Source organism: Pseudomonas sp. GW822-FHT01E03 (assembly GCF_058802985.1).
Map to the genome: position 1 here is coordinate 97063 of NZ_JBXAOQ010000002.1, position 15832 is coordinate 112894.

Genomic DNA, 15832 nt, shown 5'->3' on the forward strand with positions numbered 1-15832 from the left:
GTCAGTACCAACGCTCTTCACCCGGTGGGCGCTTCTTGAAGCGCTTCATGCTCCACATGTACTGGCTCGGGTACGCCCGCACATAGCGCTCGACCACTTGGCTCATGGCCGCACAGGACTCTGCCGTATCGGTGCTGTACATGGCCTCTGGCGCGGCTTCAAGGATCACTTTGTAGCCCGAACCGTCCGGCAGGCGCAGGGCGTGCAGGAACACGCCGACCGCTTTGCCGCCGGCCAGCATGTTCGGCACGAACTTGCTGGTCAGCGCCTGAGTGGCGAAGAACGGCACGAAGATCCCGGCGGATTCGGACGGTTCCGGGTCAGCGGGAATGCCCACTGCACCACCTTTGCGCACTTCCTTGATGACACTGAGGATGCCTTCCTTGGTGGAAGCCGCGACCTTGTTACCCAACTGCACCCGCTGCTTTTGCAGCAATTCATCCACTGCCTTCAATTTCGGCGGACGGTAGAAAATGATCGGTTTGCACTGGCTGCAATAGAAGTGATTGAGCACTTCCCAGTTGCCCAGGTGGCTGGTGATGCCGACCACGCCTTTGCCGGAGGCAAGGGCGTCCTTCAATACGTCGAGGCCTTCGACTTCGCGCACCAGGTCGATGGAGCGCTGGGCCGGCCAGATCCAGGCGCAGGCACTCTCGGTCAGGGACTTGCCGATGTCTTTCAGGCTCTGGCCCACCAGGCGTTCACGCTCGGCGGGGTCCATGTCCGGAAAGCACTTGGACAGATTGATCCGTACCACGTCGCGGGAACGGTTCGGGGTTTTCCACATAACCCAGCCAATCGCCGAGCCCACGGCCTGCACGGCCCACCACGGAAGCAGGGCAAACAGCCGCAGAGCGCCTACCAGCAAGGCGCCTTTAAACTTATCCACAGGTCACTCCTGATCTTGTGCTGTGCGCGAGGCGGCCATTCTAACCGCCGTTCGCCAGCTGCGCGTAGCGGTCGCAATCGCGGGTGTGATCCATGACCATGCCCGAGGCCTGCATCAGCGCGTAGCAGATGGTCGGCCCGACGAACGTGAAACCGGCCTTTTTCAAGCCTTTGCTCATTTCCACGGCAGTCGGCGTCACGGCCGGGACCTCGCTGCGATCCTTGAAATGATTGATCACAGGCGTGCCGCCGACGAATGACCACAGAAACGCCACCGGATCCTCCAGCGCCAGCCAGGCCTGGGCATTGCGCCGAGCCGCGTTGAGCTTGAGTCGGTTGCGGATGATGCCGGGATCGAGCATCAGCTCGTCGATTTCGGCATCGCTCATCTGCGCCACGCGCTGCACGTCGAAGCCGAACAAAACTTCGCGATAACGCTCGCGCTTGCGCAGCACGGTGATCCAGGAGAGCCCGGCCTGGAACCCTTCGAGCAAAAGCAACTCGAACAATCCCTGCGCATCCCGTAGCGGCGTGCCCCACTCCTGATCGTGATAAGCCATGTACAGCGGATCTTCGGAACACCAAAAGCAGCGTGGCATAAGGCTCCAGGGGGCGTGCGCAGCAATGAATCGGGTATACTCCCGCTCTTTAAATCGCAGCCCAAGAAACAGGTGAATTTCGTGAGCCAGCCTACGCCAGCCGTGCGTACCTTCCAAGACTTGATCCTCGCCCTCCAGCAATACTGGGCCGAGCAAGGTTGTGTGGTACTTCAGCCCTACGATATGGAAGTAGGCGCCGGCACTTTCCACACCGCAACATTCCTGCGCGCCATCGGCCCGGAAACCTGGAACGCCGCCTACGTGCAGCCAAGCCGCCGTCCGACTGATGGCCGTTACGGTGAAAACCCGAACCGTCTGCAGCACTACTACCAGTTCCAGGTGGTCCTGAAGCCGAACCCGGACAACTTCCAGGAACTGTACCTGGGCTCTCTCAAGCACGTTGGCCTGGACCCGCTGGTCCACGACATTCGCTTCGTCGAAGACAACTGGGAATCGCCGACCCTCGGCGCCTGGGGTCTGGGCTGGGAAGTCTGGCTCAACGGCATGGAAGTGACCCAGTTTACCTACTTCCAGCAAGCGGGCGGCATCGAGTGCTACCCAGTGACCGGCGAGATCACCTACGGTCTCGAACGTCTGGCCATGTACCTGCAAGGCGTGGACTCGGTCTACGACCTGGTGTGGGCTGACGGTCCGTTCGGCAAAGTGACCTACGGCGACGTGTTCCACCAGAACGAAGTGGAGCAGTCCACTTACAACTTCGAACACGCCAATGTCGACAAGCTGTTCGAACTGTTCGATTTCTACGAAAGCGAAGCCAAGCGCCTGATCGAACTCGACCAGCCGCTGCCGTTGCCGAGCTACGAAATGGTGTTGAAGGCTTCCCACACCTTCAACCTGCTGGATGCGCGCCGGGCGATCTCGGTGACCGCGCGTCAGCAATACATCCTGCGTGTACGCACCCTGGCGCGTTCCGTTGCGCAAGCCTACCTGCTGGCTCGCGCCAAGCTGGGCTTCCCGATGGCGACCCCGGACCTGCGTGATGAAGTACTGGCCAAGCTGGAGGCTGCACAATGAGTGCTCTGGATTTTCTGGTTGAACTGGGCACTGAAGAACTGCCACCCAAAGCCCTGAACACCCTGGCCGAGGCGTTCCTCGCCGGTATCGACAAGGGCCTGCAAGCTGCCGGCCTGAACTACGAGAGCAAAACCGTTTATGCCGCTCCGCGCCGCCTGGCCGTGCTGATCACCGCACTGGCCACCCAGCAGCCGGATCGCAGCATCAACCTCGACGGCCCGCCGCGTCAGGCCGCGTTCGATGCTGAAGGCAACCCGACCCAGGCAGCATTGGGCTTCGCCAAGAAGTGCGGCGTCGAGCTGAGCGAAATCGATCAGAGCGGCCCGAAACTTCGCTACAGCCAGAGCATCGCCGGCAAGGCGACTGCGAGCCTGCTGCCGACCATCGTCGAAGATTCGCTGAACGACCTGCCGATCCCGAAACGCATGCGTTGGGGCGCGCGCAAGGAAGAATTCGTTCGTCCAACCCAGTGGCTGGTGATGCTGCTCGGTGACCAGGTCATCGACTGCACCATCCTCGCCCAAAAGGCCGGCCGCGACTCCCGTGGCCACCGCTTCCACCACCCTGAAAACGTGCGCATCGGTTCGCCGTCCAGCTACCTGGCCGACCTGCGTGCCGCCTACGTTTTGGCCGACGCCAACGAGCGTCGCGAGATCATCAGCAAGCGCACCGAAGAACTGGCCACCCGCCAGGAAGGCACGGCAATCGTTCCTCCAGCGCTGCTCGATGAAGTGACCGCGCTGGTCGAATGGCCGGTGCCGCTGGTGTGCTCGTTCGAGGAGCGCTTCCTCGACGTGCCGCAGGAAGCCCTGATCACCACCATGCAGGACAACCAGAAGTACTTCTGCCTGCTGGACGCCGACGGCAAGTTGCTGCCACGTTTCATTACCGTGGCCAACATCGAGAGCAAGGACCCACAGCAGATCATCGCCGGTAACGAGAAAGTGGTTCGCCCACGCCTGACCGACGCCGAGTTCTTCTTCAAGCAAGACAAGAAGCAAAAGCTCGAAGACTTCAACCTGCGTCTGCAAAACGTGGTGTTCCAGGAAAAACTCGGCAGCGTCTACGACAAGGCCGAACGCGTTTCCAGACTCGCCGCCTACATCGCGGCGCGCATTGGCGGCAACGCTTCGTGGGCTGCTCGTGCAGGCCTGCTGTCCAAGTGTGACCTGTCGACCGAGATGGTCGGCGAGTTCCCGGAGATGCAAGGTGTCGCCGGTTACTACTACGCCCTCAACGATGGCGAGCCGGAAGATGTCGCACTGGCGCTGAACGAACAGTACATGCCGCGCGGTGCCGGCGCTGAACTGCCAAGCACCCTGACCGGTGCGGCCGTGGCCATTGCCGACAAGCTCGACACCCTCGTGGGAATCTTCGGTATCGGCATGCTGCCGACCGGCAGCAAAGACCCGTACGCCCTGCGCCGTGCTGCACTGGGCGTGTTGCGTATCCTGATCGAGAAGCAACTGGATCTGGACCTGAACGACGCCGTGGCCTTCGCTGTGAATGCGTTCGGTACCAAGGTCAAGGCTGCGGGCCTGAACGATTCGGTGCTGGAATTCATCTTCGACCGCCTGCGTGCCCGTTACGAAGACGAAGGCGTCGATGTGGCGACCTACCTGTCGGTACGTGCCCTGAAGCCCGGTTCGGCCCTGGACTTCGACCAGCGCGTGCAAGCGGTACAGGCTTTCCGCAAACTGCCGGAAGCTGCCGCCCTGGCCGCCGTGAACAAGCGCGTGTCGAACTTGCTGAGCAAGGTTGAAGGCTCCGTTCCGACAGTCGTGGAAGCCAAATACTTCGACAACGCCAACGAGTTCTCCCTGTACTCGGCGATCCAGCAGGCTGACCAGGCTGTACAGCCAATGGCCGCCTCGCGTCAGTACAGCGAATCACTGGCACGCCTGGCTGCACTGCGCGAACCGGTGGATGCGTTCTTCGAAGCCGTGATGGTCAATGCGGAGGACGCAAAGGTCCGCGCCAACCGTTATGCGTTGCTGGCACGTCTGCGTGGGCTGTTCCTCGGCGTCGCCGACATTTCGCTGCTGGGTTGAGGGACTGCTGTTGAAACTGCTGATTCTCGATCGGGACGGAGTGATCAATTACGACTCCGACGCTTACATCAAGTCGGTGGAGGAGTGGATTCCACTCCCCGGATCGATCGAAGCCATCGCGCAGTTGAGCAAGGCTGGCTGGACGGTAGCCGTCGCTACCAACCAGTCGGGCATCGCTCGCGGCTATTACGACCTTGCCACCCTCAATGCCATGCACGAGCGCTTGCGCGCGTTGGTGGCGGAGCAGGGTGGTGAAGTCGGCCTGATCGTCTACTGCCCGCATGGGCCGGACGAAGGCTGCGATTGCCGCAAGCCGAAACCCGGGATGTTGAAAACCATCGCCGCTCATTACAACGTGTCGCTGACCGATCTCTGGTTCGTTGGCGACAGCCTTGGTGACCTGGAAGCCGCCAAAGCCGTCGATTCACAGCCAGTTTTGGTAAAGACCGGGAAAGGCGAAAAGACTTTGGGCAAGACCCTTCCGGTTGGCACATTGATTTTTGACGATCTGGCGGCGATTGCCGCAGAACTTATCCACAATTAGAGTGCTTCTGAAATTCCTGATAAAGGACCCATCAGGAGTGCGCTTTATACAGGCGGGCAATTCCCGCAACGGTAAACGTCACCATGTCGATATTGCAGGCCATCAGAACCTTCCTCTTTTACCTGCTGCTGGGCACCAGCTCCTTGCTGTGGTGCAGCCTGAGTTTTTTTATCGCGCCGTTTCTGCCCTTCAAGGCACGTTATCGCTTCATCAACGTGTATTGGTGCCGTTGTGCCCTGTGGCTGAGCAAAGTGTTCCTTGGTATTCGCTACGAAGTGAAGGGTGCCGAGAACGTACCTGAACGGCCGTGCGTGATTCAATCGAACCATCAGAGTACCTGGGAGACGTTTTTTCTCTCCGCCTACTTCTCACCGCTGAGCCAGGTGCTCAAACGTGAGTTGCTCTATGTGCCGTTCTTCGGTTGGGCCATGGCCATGCTGCGACCGATCGCCATCGATCGCGACAACCCGAAAGCAGCACTCAAGCATGTGGCTCAAAAAGGTGATGAGTTGCTCAAGGACAATGTCTGGGTGCTGATCTTCCCCGAAGGCACGCGCGTTCCTTTCGGCACCGTCGGAAAGTTCTCGCGCGGTGGCAGTGCCTTGGCGGTCAACGCCGAATTGCCGGTGCTGCCGATTGCGCACAACGCAGGCAAGTTCTGGCCGAAAACCGGTTGGGCGAAGAAGCAGGGCGTCATCACTGTGATTATTGGCGAGCCGATGTATGCCGCAGGCACCGGACCACGAGCCATTGCTGAATTGAACGACCGGGTCCAGGCGTGGAACGAGCAGATGCAACGGGAAATGGGCTCACTGCCACCGGCTCCGCAAGCGCCGGTTTCAAACGATCAGGTGGTTGTCTGAGATTCTGTGGATAACCTGTGTACCGTTTCATTGAAAAGCGTCGTTTTTTGTACGTAACATTATGATTTTTTTACATATTTCTTAGAATGATAAAAACCATAAAAACGTGCATAAGTTTTTTTTGGACGTAAAAAAACCGGCGGATATAGCCGGTTTTTTTATGCCCATCCACAACGGCTTTGACCATCGATAATCCCAACCCCACGCCATCGATACCTTGGGCGGAAGAAAAGCGTCGGTATTGGCTGAACAGTTCGATCTTCAGCTGCGCGATGGGCAGCGCCTGGTCGCGGGATTACCTGTACGAACGATTCTGGCCCGATGAAGAAGTGTCCTCGTCCCGGCTGCTCGATACTCACGTCTATCGCCTGCGCAACAAGCTTGGGCTGACGGCGGATCGCGGTTGGCAGTTGCTGACGATTTATGGGTATCGGTTGGAGAGTGTGGTACCGGCGAGCGAGTAAAACGCGGGCAAAAAAAGGCCAATGCAAATGCATTGGCCTTTTCGTTGGTGTCGACCGGGATCAGAAGTCCAGGTTGGACACCGCCAGGGCATTACTTTCGATGAAGTCACGACGTGGTTCGACCGCATCACCCATCAGGGTGTTGAAGATCTGGTCAGCGCCAATGGCGTCTTCGATGGTCACTTTCAGCATGCGACGCACGCTTGGGTCCATGGTGGTTTCCCACAGCTGGTCTGGGTTCATCTCGCCCAGACCTTTGTATCGCTGAATGGTGTGGCGTTTGGTGCTTTCAGCCATCAGCCAGTCCAGGGCTTCCTTGAACTCGGTGACCGATTTACGGCGTTCGCCACGCTGGATGTACGCGCCATCATCGAGCAGGGTGCTCAGTTGAGCGCCCAGGGAAACAACGGTCTTGTAGTCGTTGCTGCCGAAGAAGTCGCGGTTGAACGTGACGTAGTTCGACAGGCCGTGGGAGATCAGTTCGACCTCTGGCAGCCACACGCCACGCTCACGGTCTTCACGCAGGCTTGCCTTGTAGACCAGACCCGACTTCTCGACGGTGCGCAGGCGCACTTCGTACTGGGCCAGCCAGTCCTGCATCGCTGCATGATCGGACAACTGATCCATGCTGACAGCCGGCAGGTAGATGAAGTGCTCGGTCAGTTCCTGTGGGTACAGGCGCGACAGACGCTTGAGGGTCTTCATCACCAGACGGAAGTCATTCACCAGACGCTCGAGGGCTTCGCCGGAGATACCCGGTGCATCCTCGTTCAAGTGCAGGCTCGCATCTTCCAGGGCCGACTGCGTCATGTACTCTTCCATGGCGTCGTCGTCTTTGATGTATTGCTCTTGCTTGCCTTTCTTCACTTTGTACAGCGGCGGCTGAGCGATGTAGATGTAGCCACGCTCGATCAGCTCCGGCAGCTGACGGAAGAAGAAGGTCAACAGCAGGGTACGGATGTGCGAACCGTCGACGTCAGCATCGGTCATGATGATGATGTTGTGATAGCGCAGCTTGTCGATGTTGTACTCTTCGCGACCGATGCCGCAGCCCAGCGCGGTGATCAAGGTGCCCACTTCCTGGGAAGAGATCATCTTGTCGAAGCGGGCCTTCTCGACGTTCAGGATTTTACCCTTGAGGGGCAGAATCGCCTGGGTCTTGCGGTTACGTCCCTGCTTGGCAGAGCCGCCCGCGGAGTCACCTTCCACGAGGTACAGTTCGGACAGGGCAGGGTCTTTTTCCTGGCAGTCGGCCAGTTTGCCCGGCAGGCCTGCGATGTCCAGCGCGCCTTTGCGACGGGTCATCTCGCGGGCTTTACGTGCCGCTTCACGGGCACGGGCCGCGTCGATCATCTTGCCGACGACCAGCTTGGCTTCGTTCGGGTTTTCCAGCAGGAAGTCGGAGAAGTACTTGCCCATTTCCTGTTCGACCGCGGTCTTCACTTCGGAAGACACCAACTTGTCTTTGGTCTGGGAGCTGAACTTCGGATCCGGCACCTTCACCGAAATGATCGCGGTGAGGCCTTCACGGGCATCGTCACCGGTGGTGGCGACTTTGTGCTTCTTCGCCAGGCCTTCTGCTTCGATGTAGGTATTCAGGTTACGCGTCAGTGCGGAACGGAAACCCACCAGGTGAGTACCGCCGTCGCGCTGTGGAATGTTGTTGGTGAAGCACAACAGGTTCTCGTTGAAGCTGTCGTTCCACTGCAGGGCAATTTCCACACCGATGCCGTCTTCACGCTGGACGTTGAAGTGGAACACCTGGTTGACCGGGGTCTTGTTGGTGTTCAGGTATTCAACGAACGCACGCAGGCCGCCTTCGTATTTGAACAGTTCTTCCTTGCCGCTGCGCTCGTCCTTGAGGACGATACCGACACCGGAGTTGAGGAAGGACAGTTCACGAATCCGCTTGGCCAGGATGTCCCAGCTGAAGTGGATGTTCTTGAAGGTTTCGCTGGAAGCCTTGAAGTGGATCTGTGTACCGGTGGTTTCGCTGTCGCCAACGATTTTCATCGGCTCTTGCGGAACACCGTGGACGTAAGTCTGTTCCCAGATCTTGCCGCTACGGCGAACGGTCAGGACCAGCTCTTCCGACAGGGCGTTAACTACCGACACACCCACACCGTGCAGACCGCCGGAAACCTTGTAGGAGTTGTCGTCGAATTTACCGCCGGCGTGCAGCACGGTCATGATGACCTCGGCTGCTGAAACGCCTTCTTCTTTGTGTACGTCTACCGGGATGCCACGGCCGTTGTCGCGAACGGTGATGGACTCATCCGGGTGGATGATGATGCTGATGTCGTCGCAGTAGCCGGCGAGCGCTTCGTCGATCGAGTTGTCGACCACCTCGAACACCATGTGGTGCAGACCGCTGCCATCGTCGGTGTCGCCAATATACATACCGGGACGTTTGCGTACGGCATCCAGGCCTTTCAGCACTTTAATGCTCGTTGAGTCGTACGTATTTTCTTCGCTCAATGCCTTCACTCCCGATGGTCGTGGGTCTGGGTGATACGGCCCTGTTCCACGTGGAACAGAGCGACTGGCGTTTCCGTCTGCCAGCCTTCCCTCAATAATTCGTGATCTACACAGGTGATAAATACCTGGCAGCGTAAGTCTTCCAACAAGCGGCAAAGCGCGCGACGGTGGTGCTCGTCCAGTTCGGACGGCAAGTCATCCACCAGATAAATACACTGACCGCGTCGAGCCTGGCTGACCAAGTGCCCTTGGGCAATCCGTAATGCGCAAACCACCAACTTCTGCTGGCCTCGGGACAAGATGTCCGCGGCGTTGTGCGCACCCAGTCTGAGCCGCAAATCAGCGCGTTGTGGTCCGGCCTGGGTATGTCCCATTTGCTGGTCCCGCTGAAGAGACCCGGCGAGCACAGCACTCAGTTCACGGTCCTTGTCCCAGCCGCGGTAATAGCTGAGCGTCAAGCCTTCAAGCTCAACCAGTTCGCTCAAGGTTTGTTCAAAGACTGGTTTCAAGGCTTTGATATAAGCGCGGCGGTATTCATCGATTTCAGCGCTGGCCTGGCACAGTTCCCTGTCCCAAACCGCTTGCGAAACGGCGTCAAGTGTACCATGCCGCAGCCAAGAGTTTCTCTGGCGCAGGGCCTTCTGCAAGCGCTGCCAGGTTGACATGAAGCGCGGTTCCACGTGGAACACACCCCAGTCGAGAAACTGTCGGCGAATCTTCGGCGCGCCTTCCAGCAATCGAAAGCTATCCGGATTGATCAGTTGCAGTGGCAAGATCTCGGCCAGTTGCGCGGCGCTGCGAGCATTCTGCCCATCGATACGGATCTGGAATTCCCCTTGGCGATCCCGTGAGATGCCCAAGGCGCTATGCCCACCCTCCGCCAGTTCAACCTGGCCAAAAACCGTACAGGCAAGCTGTTCGTATTGAATGACCGGCAACAGACGGGTGCTGCGAAACGAACGGGCAAGCCCCAGCAGATGGATGGCTTCCAGAACACTGGTTTTGCCGCTGCCGTTGGCGCCGTAAAGAATATTGATGCGGGGGGAGGGGGAGAAGGTCACCGGGTGCAGATTGCGCACCGCGGTGACCGAGACGCGACTTAAGGACATCTAGCTTCTGCTGAACATGATTACAGACGCATCGGCATGACAACGTAGGCCGAGTCGTCGTTATCCGATTCCTGCACCAGCGCGCTGCTGTTGGAGTCGGAAAGGATCAGACGAACCTGCTCGGTGGTCATCACGCCCAGTACGTCGAGCAGGTAGCTCACGTTGAAGCCGATTTCCAGAGAGCCGCCGTTGTATTCAACGCCCACTTCTTCTTCCGCTTCTTCCTGCTCCGGGTTGTTCGCCTGGATCTTCAGCTGACCGCTGGCCAGTTGCAGACGGATACCACGGTACTTCTCGTTGGACAGAATGGCGGTACGGCTGAACGCTTCGCGCAGAGCCTGACGATCACCAAGAACCAGCTTGTCGCCACCTTTAGGCAGAACTCGCTCGTAGTCCGGGAATTTTCCGTCAACCAGCTTCGAGGTGAAGGTGAACTCACCGGTGGTGGCGCGAATGTGATGCTGACCCAGCACGATGCTGACATTGCCGTCCGGCTCGGTGAGCAGGCGAGCCAGTTCGAGGATACCTTTGCGCGGCACGATGACCTGGTGACGATCCGGCTGGCCGATGTCGGCCTGCATCGAGCACATGGCCAGACGGTGGCCGTCGGTGGCTACCGCGCGGATCACACCCGCGGAAACTTCCAGCAGCATGCCGTTGAGGTAGTAACGCACGTCCTGCTGGGCCATGGCGAAGCTGGTGCGTTCGATCAGACGACGCAGCTTGCTTTGCTCCAGGCTGCAGGTCAGCGAACCCGGGCCTTCTTCCACGGTAGGGAAGTCGTTGGCCGGCAGTGTCGACAGGGTGAAGCGGCTACGGCCAGCCTTGACCACAAGCTTCTGCTCGTCGACCTTGATGTCGATCAGCGCATCGTTCGGCAGGCTTTTGCAGATGTCCATCAGCTTGCGCGCCGGCACGGTGATGGAACCCGGATCCGCCGGCTCTTCGAGTTGAACACGACCGACCAGCTCGACTTCCAGGTCGGTACCGGTCAGCGACAATTGCTGGCCTTCGACAACCAGCAGCACGTTGGAAAGTACCGGCAAGGTCTGTCGGCGTTCGACGACGCCTGCGACCAGTTGCAGGGGTTTCAACAGGGCTTCGCGTTGAATGGTGAAATGCATGGTCTAGTCCCTTGCCTTAATTAGCTGCGCTGGTGTTCATCAAGTGGTCAGTGTACGCAGCAGGTTCTTGTAGTCCTCGCGGATGTCCGCGTCGGATTCCTTAAGTTCGTTGATCTTGCGGCACGCGTGCAAGACCGTCGTATGGTCGCGGCCGCCAAACACATCGCCGATTTCCGGCAGGCTGTGGTTGGTCAGTTCCTTGGACAACGCCATGGCGACCTGACGCGGACGAGCGACCGAACGCGAACGGCGTTTGGACAGCAAGTCGGAGATCTTGATCTTGTAGTACTCGGCGACAGTGCGCTGAATGTTATCCACAGAGACCAGTTTATCCTGCAACGCCAACAAGTCCTTAAGGGATTCGCGAATCAGCTCGATGGTGATATCGCGGCCCATGAAGTGCGAGTGGGCGATCACGCGCTTGAGCGCGCCTTCCAGCTCACGGACGTTGGAGCGAATGCGTTGGGCAATGAAGAACGCGGCGTCGTGAGGCAACTCGACTTTGGCCTGATCGGCCTTCTTCATCAGGATCGCCACGCGGGTTTCCAGCTCCGGCGGCTCGACCGCTACGGTCAGGCCCCAGCCAAAACGGGATTTGAGGCGTTCTTCAAGGCCTTCGATTTCCTTCGGGTAGCGGTCACTGGTGAGAATGACCTGCTGCCCACCTTCGAGCAAGGCGTTGAAGGTGTGGAAAAACTCTTCCTGGGAACGCTCCTTGCGGGCGAAGAACTGAATGTCATCGATCAGCAACGCATCCACCGAACGGTAGAAGCGTTTGAACTCGTTAATCGCGTTCAGTTGCAGGGCCTTGACCATGTCCGCCACGAAACGCTCGGAATGCAGGTACACCACCTTGGCATTCGGGTTCTTCTTTAATAGATGGTTACCCACAGCATGCATCAAGTGGGTTTTACCCAGGCCGACACCACCATAAAGGAAGAGTGGGTTGTAACCGTGCTTGGGGTTGTCTGCCACCTGCCAGGCAGCGGCGCGCGCCAGCTGGTTGGATTTACCTTCAACGAAATTCTCGAAGGTAAAGGTGCGGTTCAGGTAACTGGTGTGCTTGAGCGCACCTTCGACCTGCACGGTACGTTGCTCGGCACGAACCGGAGCCTGTTGCGAACTGGCACCGGCCATCGGGTCGAAGCTGTCACGGGAAGGTTCTTCCTCGGAGACTTCAGCCACTTTTTGCGTCGCACGCTTGGTCGACACGGCGGTAGGTGCCGGCGGCGGACTGACGGGTGCTTGAGCAGCCTGGGCCTGGGAAGCCGCGGCAGCCAGGGGAGCATTGGGCGCAGCACGGGGTGCCGAACTGCGTTTGCTGCCTATTAATAAGGAAAGCGCAGGCGCCATGCCATTGCCGTGCTCATCGAGCAATTCGAGAACACGCCCCAGGTACTTTTCGTTAACCCAGTCCAGAACAAAACGATTGGGTGCATAGACACGCAACTCGTCGCCTTCGGCTTCGACCTGTAGTGGACGGATCCAAGTGTTGAATTGTTGGGCAGGCAGCTCATCGCGCAGAAGCTCCACGCACTGCTGCCAAAGTTCCACTGACACGGATATCCCCTAAGTTGAAAGCCGGTGAGGCAAAAACAAGCGGCCATTGTAGCGACCAGACGCCGACTTATCCACACGAAGGTGGTTCATCGACCAAGAAGAATCACCGTTTCATACGCAAAAAAGGCGACCAGTGGTCTGTGCATAAGCTCTGTGGATAACCGGGGTTAAGGTCATTGCACAAGTGGGGGCGAAACTCGGTGGATAACCGGCCTGTGGATAAAGCGACCTTTCACACACAGGTTATCCGACAGCGCAGCACAGGCTGAACACTGTTTTCCACCGTAGTTGTCATTCTCTGTACAGCAGGTAAAACAAGGGCTGAATCGAGTTATCCACAGAAGATGGCGACCCTAGCTTTTATAAGCTTTACAGAAAAGCTTTAAATACTTTCCTTTCTTATTTTTATATCTACCCAAGGTGCAAGTGCTGAAAAACCTCTGGAGATCTATTTATAAGGAAACGTTGGTTGGAAATTGACCTGAAGGCTTGCTTTCTCTAGAATCCCCGGTCTCTTAAAACGGGGGCCATTCCGGCCCGTTGTGGACGAACCAGGTAACACGACAATGAAACGTACTTTCCAACCAAGCACTATCAAACGCGCTCGTACCCACGGTTTCCGTGCTCGCATGGCTACCAAGAACGGTCGTGCCGTCCTGTCGCGTCGTCGCGCCAAAGGTCGTGCGCGTCTGGCAGTTTGATAATCCGGCACTGGAGGTGAGTCAGGACTTCAGTCGGGAAAAGCGTCTGCTTACCCCCCGGCAATTCAAGGCAGTCTTTGACTCCCCTACCGGCAAGGTTCCGGGGAAAAATCTCCTGCTCCTTGCGCGCAACAACGATCTTGATCACCCCCGTCTCGGGTTGGTAATCGGGAAAAAGAGCGTAAAGCTCTCCGTCGAGCGCAATCGCCTCAAACGTCTGATGCGCGAATCGTTTCGCCTGAACCAGGATTCTCTGGTCGGCTGGGACATTGTTATCGTCGCGCGCAAAGGTTTGGGCGACGTAGAAAACCCCGAATTGATTCAGCATTTCGGCAAACTCTGGAAACGACTGGCTCGCAGTTCGCCAGTACCAGCAGTCAAAACCGAAACTGTAGGGGTAGACAGTCCAGATGCGTAAACTGGCACTCGTTCCGATCCAGTTTTATCGCTATGCCATTAGTCCCCTGATGGCCAGTCACTGTCGTTTCTACCCCAGTTGTTCCTGCTACGCGTTAGAAGCCATCGAAAATCATGGCCTTCTTCGCGGTGGCTGGCTGACCTTTCGTCGTTTAGGTCGCTGTCATCCGTGGAATCCCGGTGGTTATGACCCGGTTCCACCTATCCCTACCTCCCGTTCTTCTTCGATGGCCGAGTAATCATGGATATCAAACGCACGATCCTGATCGTCGCCCTGGCAATCGTGTCCTACGTTATGGTTCTTAAATGGAACCAGGACTATGGCCAGGCTGCCCTGCCGACTCAGAATGTTGCCACCAATACGACTGCATCGGGCCTGCCGGATACGGCATCTGGCTCCAACGCTTCTGCCAGTGACGACATTCCACGTGCTGCAAGCGACACCAGCGCACCTGCCGAAACGCCGGTGGCTGTGAGCAAGGACCTCATCCAGATCAAAACGGATGTACTGGACCTGGCTGTCGACCCACAAGGTGGCGATGTTGCCCAGTTGACCCTGCCGCTGTATCCGCGTCGTCAGGATCACCCGGAAATTCCGTTCCAGCTGTTCGATAACGGCGGCGAACGTACTTATCTGGCGCAAAGCGGTCTGATCGGCACCAACGGTCCGGATGCAAATCCGGCCGGTCGTCCGGTTTATTCCTCGGAGAAGAAGATTTATCAGCTGGCTGACGGTCAGGACCAATTGGTCGTAGACCTGAAGTTCAGCAAAGACGGCGTCAACTACATCAAGCGTTTCACCCTGAAACGCGGCCTGTATGACGTAACCGTTTCCTACCTGGTCGACAACCAGAGCGCCCAGCCCTGGAATGGTGCGATGTTCGCCCAGTTGAAGCGCGACGCCAGCGCCGATCCTTCATCGACTACGGCTACCGGCACCGCGACTTACCTGGGCGCCGCCCTGTGGACAAGTTCCGAGCCGTACAAGAAAGTGTCCATGAAGGACATGGACAAGGCGCCGCTGAAAGAAACCGTCACAGGCGGTTGGGTTGCCTGGTTGCAGCACTACTTCGTGACCGCATGGATTCCGGCCAAGGGCGAAAACAACGTCGTCCAGACCCGTAAAGACAGCAAAGGCAACTACATCATCGGCTACACCGGCCCATCGATGAGTGTTGCGCCGGGTGCCAAGGCCGAGACCAGCGCTGTTCTGTACGCCGGTCCGAAAAGCCAGGCTGTGTTGAAAGAGTTGTCCCCAGGTCTGGAACTGACGGTCGACTATGGCATTCTGTGGTTCATCGCCCAACCGATTTTCTGGTTGCTGCAACACATCCACGCCATTGTGGGTAACTGGGGCTGGTCGATCATCTTCCTGACCATGCTGATCAAAGGGATCTTCTTCCCGCTGTCGGCTGCCAGCTACAAATCCATGGCGCGCATGCGGGCAGTGGCACCGAAACTGGCCGCGCTGAAAGAGCAACATGGCGATGACCGGCAGAAAATGTCGCAAGCCATGATGGAACTGTACAAGAAAGAGAAGATCAATCCGCTGGGTGGTTGCTTGCCAATCCTCGTGCAGATGCCGGTTTTCCTCTCGCTGTACTGGGTTCTGCTGGAAAGCGTTGAAATGCGTCAGGCGCCGTTCATGCTGTGGATTACTGACCTGTCGATCAAGGATCCGTTCTTCATTCTGCCGATCATCATGGGCGCAACCATGTTCATCCAGCAGCAGTTGAACCCGACTCCTCCGGATCCGATGCAGGCCAAGGTGATGAAGCTGATGCCAATCATCTTCACCTTCTTCTTCCTGTGGTTCCCGGCCGGTCTGGTGCTGTACTGGGTTGTAAACAACGTGCTGTCCATCGCACAACAGTGGTACATCACACGTAAAATCGAAGCGGCCGCTAAAGCAGCTGCCTGATTTACACTGTGGATAACCACTCAAAACGCCCCCTAGTGGGGCGTTTTGCTATCTGTCACTTTTGTCTGGATACCGGTT

14 protein-coding genes and 1 pseudogene are annotated in these 15832 nt (G+C 57.8%); 9 read left to right on the forward strand and 6 right to left on the reverse strand.

Going from position 1 to position 15832, the window contains the following annotated elements; translation table 11 throughout:
- Position 1: 1 nt before the first annotated feature.
- Together AC1RP7_RS03665 and tag are read right to left on the reverse strand one after the other, a co-directional pair.
- Complete coding sequence (locus AC1RP7_RS03665) at positions 2-889, reverse strand: lysophospholipid acyltransferase (RefSeq protein WP_057712648.1); 888 nt, start codon at positions 887-889, stop codon at positions 2-4.
- Between the two features lie 40 nt (positions 890-929).
- A complete protein-coding gene (gene tag, locus AC1RP7_RS03670; protein WP_057712649.1) occupies positions 930-1487 on the reverse strand; it encodes a DNA-3-methyladenine glycosylase I in 558 nt (185 codons plus the stop codon).
- Between the two features lie 81 nt (positions 1488-1568).
- On the opposite strand from tag, the gene glyQ reads away from it, so the two are divergent.
- The 5 genes and pseudogenes from glyQ to AC1RP7_RS03695 all read left to right on the forward strand — a co-directional run.
- Positions 1569-2522, forward strand: coding sequence for a glycine--tRNA ligase subunit alpha (gene glyQ, locus AC1RP7_RS03675; protein ID WP_003187265.1), 954 nt, complete (start codon positions 1569-1571; stop codon positions 2520-2522).
- Positions 2519-4573, forward strand: a complete 2055-nt coding sequence (gene glyS / locus AC1RP7_RS03680; protein WP_489339492.1) for a glycine--tRNA ligase subunit beta — start codon at positions 2519-2521, stop codon at positions 4571-4573. Before glyQ ends, glyS begins: the two co-directional genes overlap by 4 nt.
- Before the next feature lie 4 nt (positions 4574-4577).
- Positions 4578-5117: a D-glycero-beta-D-manno-heptose 1,7-bisphosphate 7-phosphatase gene (gene gmhB / locus AC1RP7_RS03685; RefSeq protein ID WP_167362881.1), complete on the forward strand. Its 540-nt coding sequence runs from the start codon at positions 4578-4580 to the stop codon at positions 5115-5117.
- An 83-nt stretch (positions 5118-5200) separates the two neighbouring features.
- The gene (locus AC1RP7_RS03690; RefSeq protein WP_057712652.1) at positions 5201-5980 is read left to right on the forward strand and encodes a lysophospholipid acyltransferase family protein; all 780 of its coding nucleotides are present in this window, start codon (positions 5201-5203) and stop codon (positions 5978-5980) included.
- 281 nt (positions 5981-6261) lie between these two features.
- Positions 6262-6444: pseudogene (locus AC1RP7_RS03695) on the forward strand (winged helix-turn-helix domain-containing protein); the annotation flags it as partial.
- Positions 6445-6504: 60 nt separating this feature from the next.
- On the opposite strand, the gene gyrB reads toward AC1RP7_RS03695, so the two are convergent.
- From gyrB to dnaA, 4 genes are read right to left on the reverse strand one after another with little or no spacing between them, the layout of a single operon-like run.
- Positions 6505-8922, reverse strand: coding sequence for a DNA topoisomerase (ATP-hydrolyzing) subunit B (gyrB, locus tag AC1RP7_RS03700; protein WP_057716535.1), 2418 nt, complete (start codon positions 8920-8922; stop codon positions 6505-6507).
- A 5-nt stretch (positions 8923-8927) separates the two neighbouring features.
- A complete protein-coding gene (gene recF / locus AC1RP7_RS03705) occupies positions 8928-10031 on the reverse strand; it encodes a DNA replication/repair protein RecF (RefSeq protein ID WP_007969883.1) in 1104 nt (367 codons plus the stop codon).
- Positions 10032-10051: 20 nt separating this feature from the next.
- Positions 10052-11155, reverse strand: coding sequence for a DNA polymerase III subunit beta (gene dnaN, locus AC1RP7_RS03710; RefSeq protein WP_007969885.1), 1104 nt, complete (start codon positions 11153-11155; stop codon positions 10052-10054).
- Between the two features lie 39 nt (positions 11156-11194).
- A complete protein-coding gene (dnaA, locus tag AC1RP7_RS03715) occupies positions 11195-12715 on the reverse strand; it encodes a chromosomal replication initiator protein DnaA (RefSeq protein WP_493181444.1) in 1521 nt (506 codons plus the stop codon).
- A 566-nt stretch (positions 12716-13281) separates the two neighbouring features.
- Between dnaA and rpmH the strand changes: the two genes are divergently transcribed.
- The 4 genes from rpmH to yidC are packed head-to-tail and all read left to right on the forward strand — an operon-like array spanning position 13282 to position 15754.
- Positions 13282-13416, forward strand: a complete 135-nt coding sequence (gene rpmH / locus AC1RP7_RS03720) for a 50S ribosomal protein L34 (RefSeq protein WP_003213577.1) — start codon at positions 13282-13284, stop codon at positions 13414-13416.
- Between the two features lie 16 nt (positions 13417-13432).
- Positions 13433-13834, forward strand: a complete 402-nt coding sequence (gene rnpA / locus AC1RP7_RS03725) for a ribonuclease P protein component (protein ID WP_056727027.1) — start codon at positions 13433-13435, stop codon at positions 13832-13834.
- Positions 13827-14072, forward strand: a complete 246-nt coding sequence (yidD, locus tag AC1RP7_RS03730; protein WP_010207715.1) for a membrane protein insertion efficiency factor YidD — start codon at positions 13827-13829, stop codon at positions 14070-14072. The genes rnpA and yidD overlap by 8 nt, the downstream gene beginning before the upstream one ends.
- A gap of 2 nt (positions 14073-14074) precedes the next feature.
- Positions 14075-15754: a membrane protein insertase YidC gene (gene yidC / locus AC1RP7_RS03735; RefSeq protein ID WP_057712656.1), complete on the forward strand. Its 1680-nt coding sequence runs from the start codon at positions 14075-14077 to the stop codon at positions 15752-15754.
- Positions 15755-15832 lie beyond the last annotated feature (78 nt).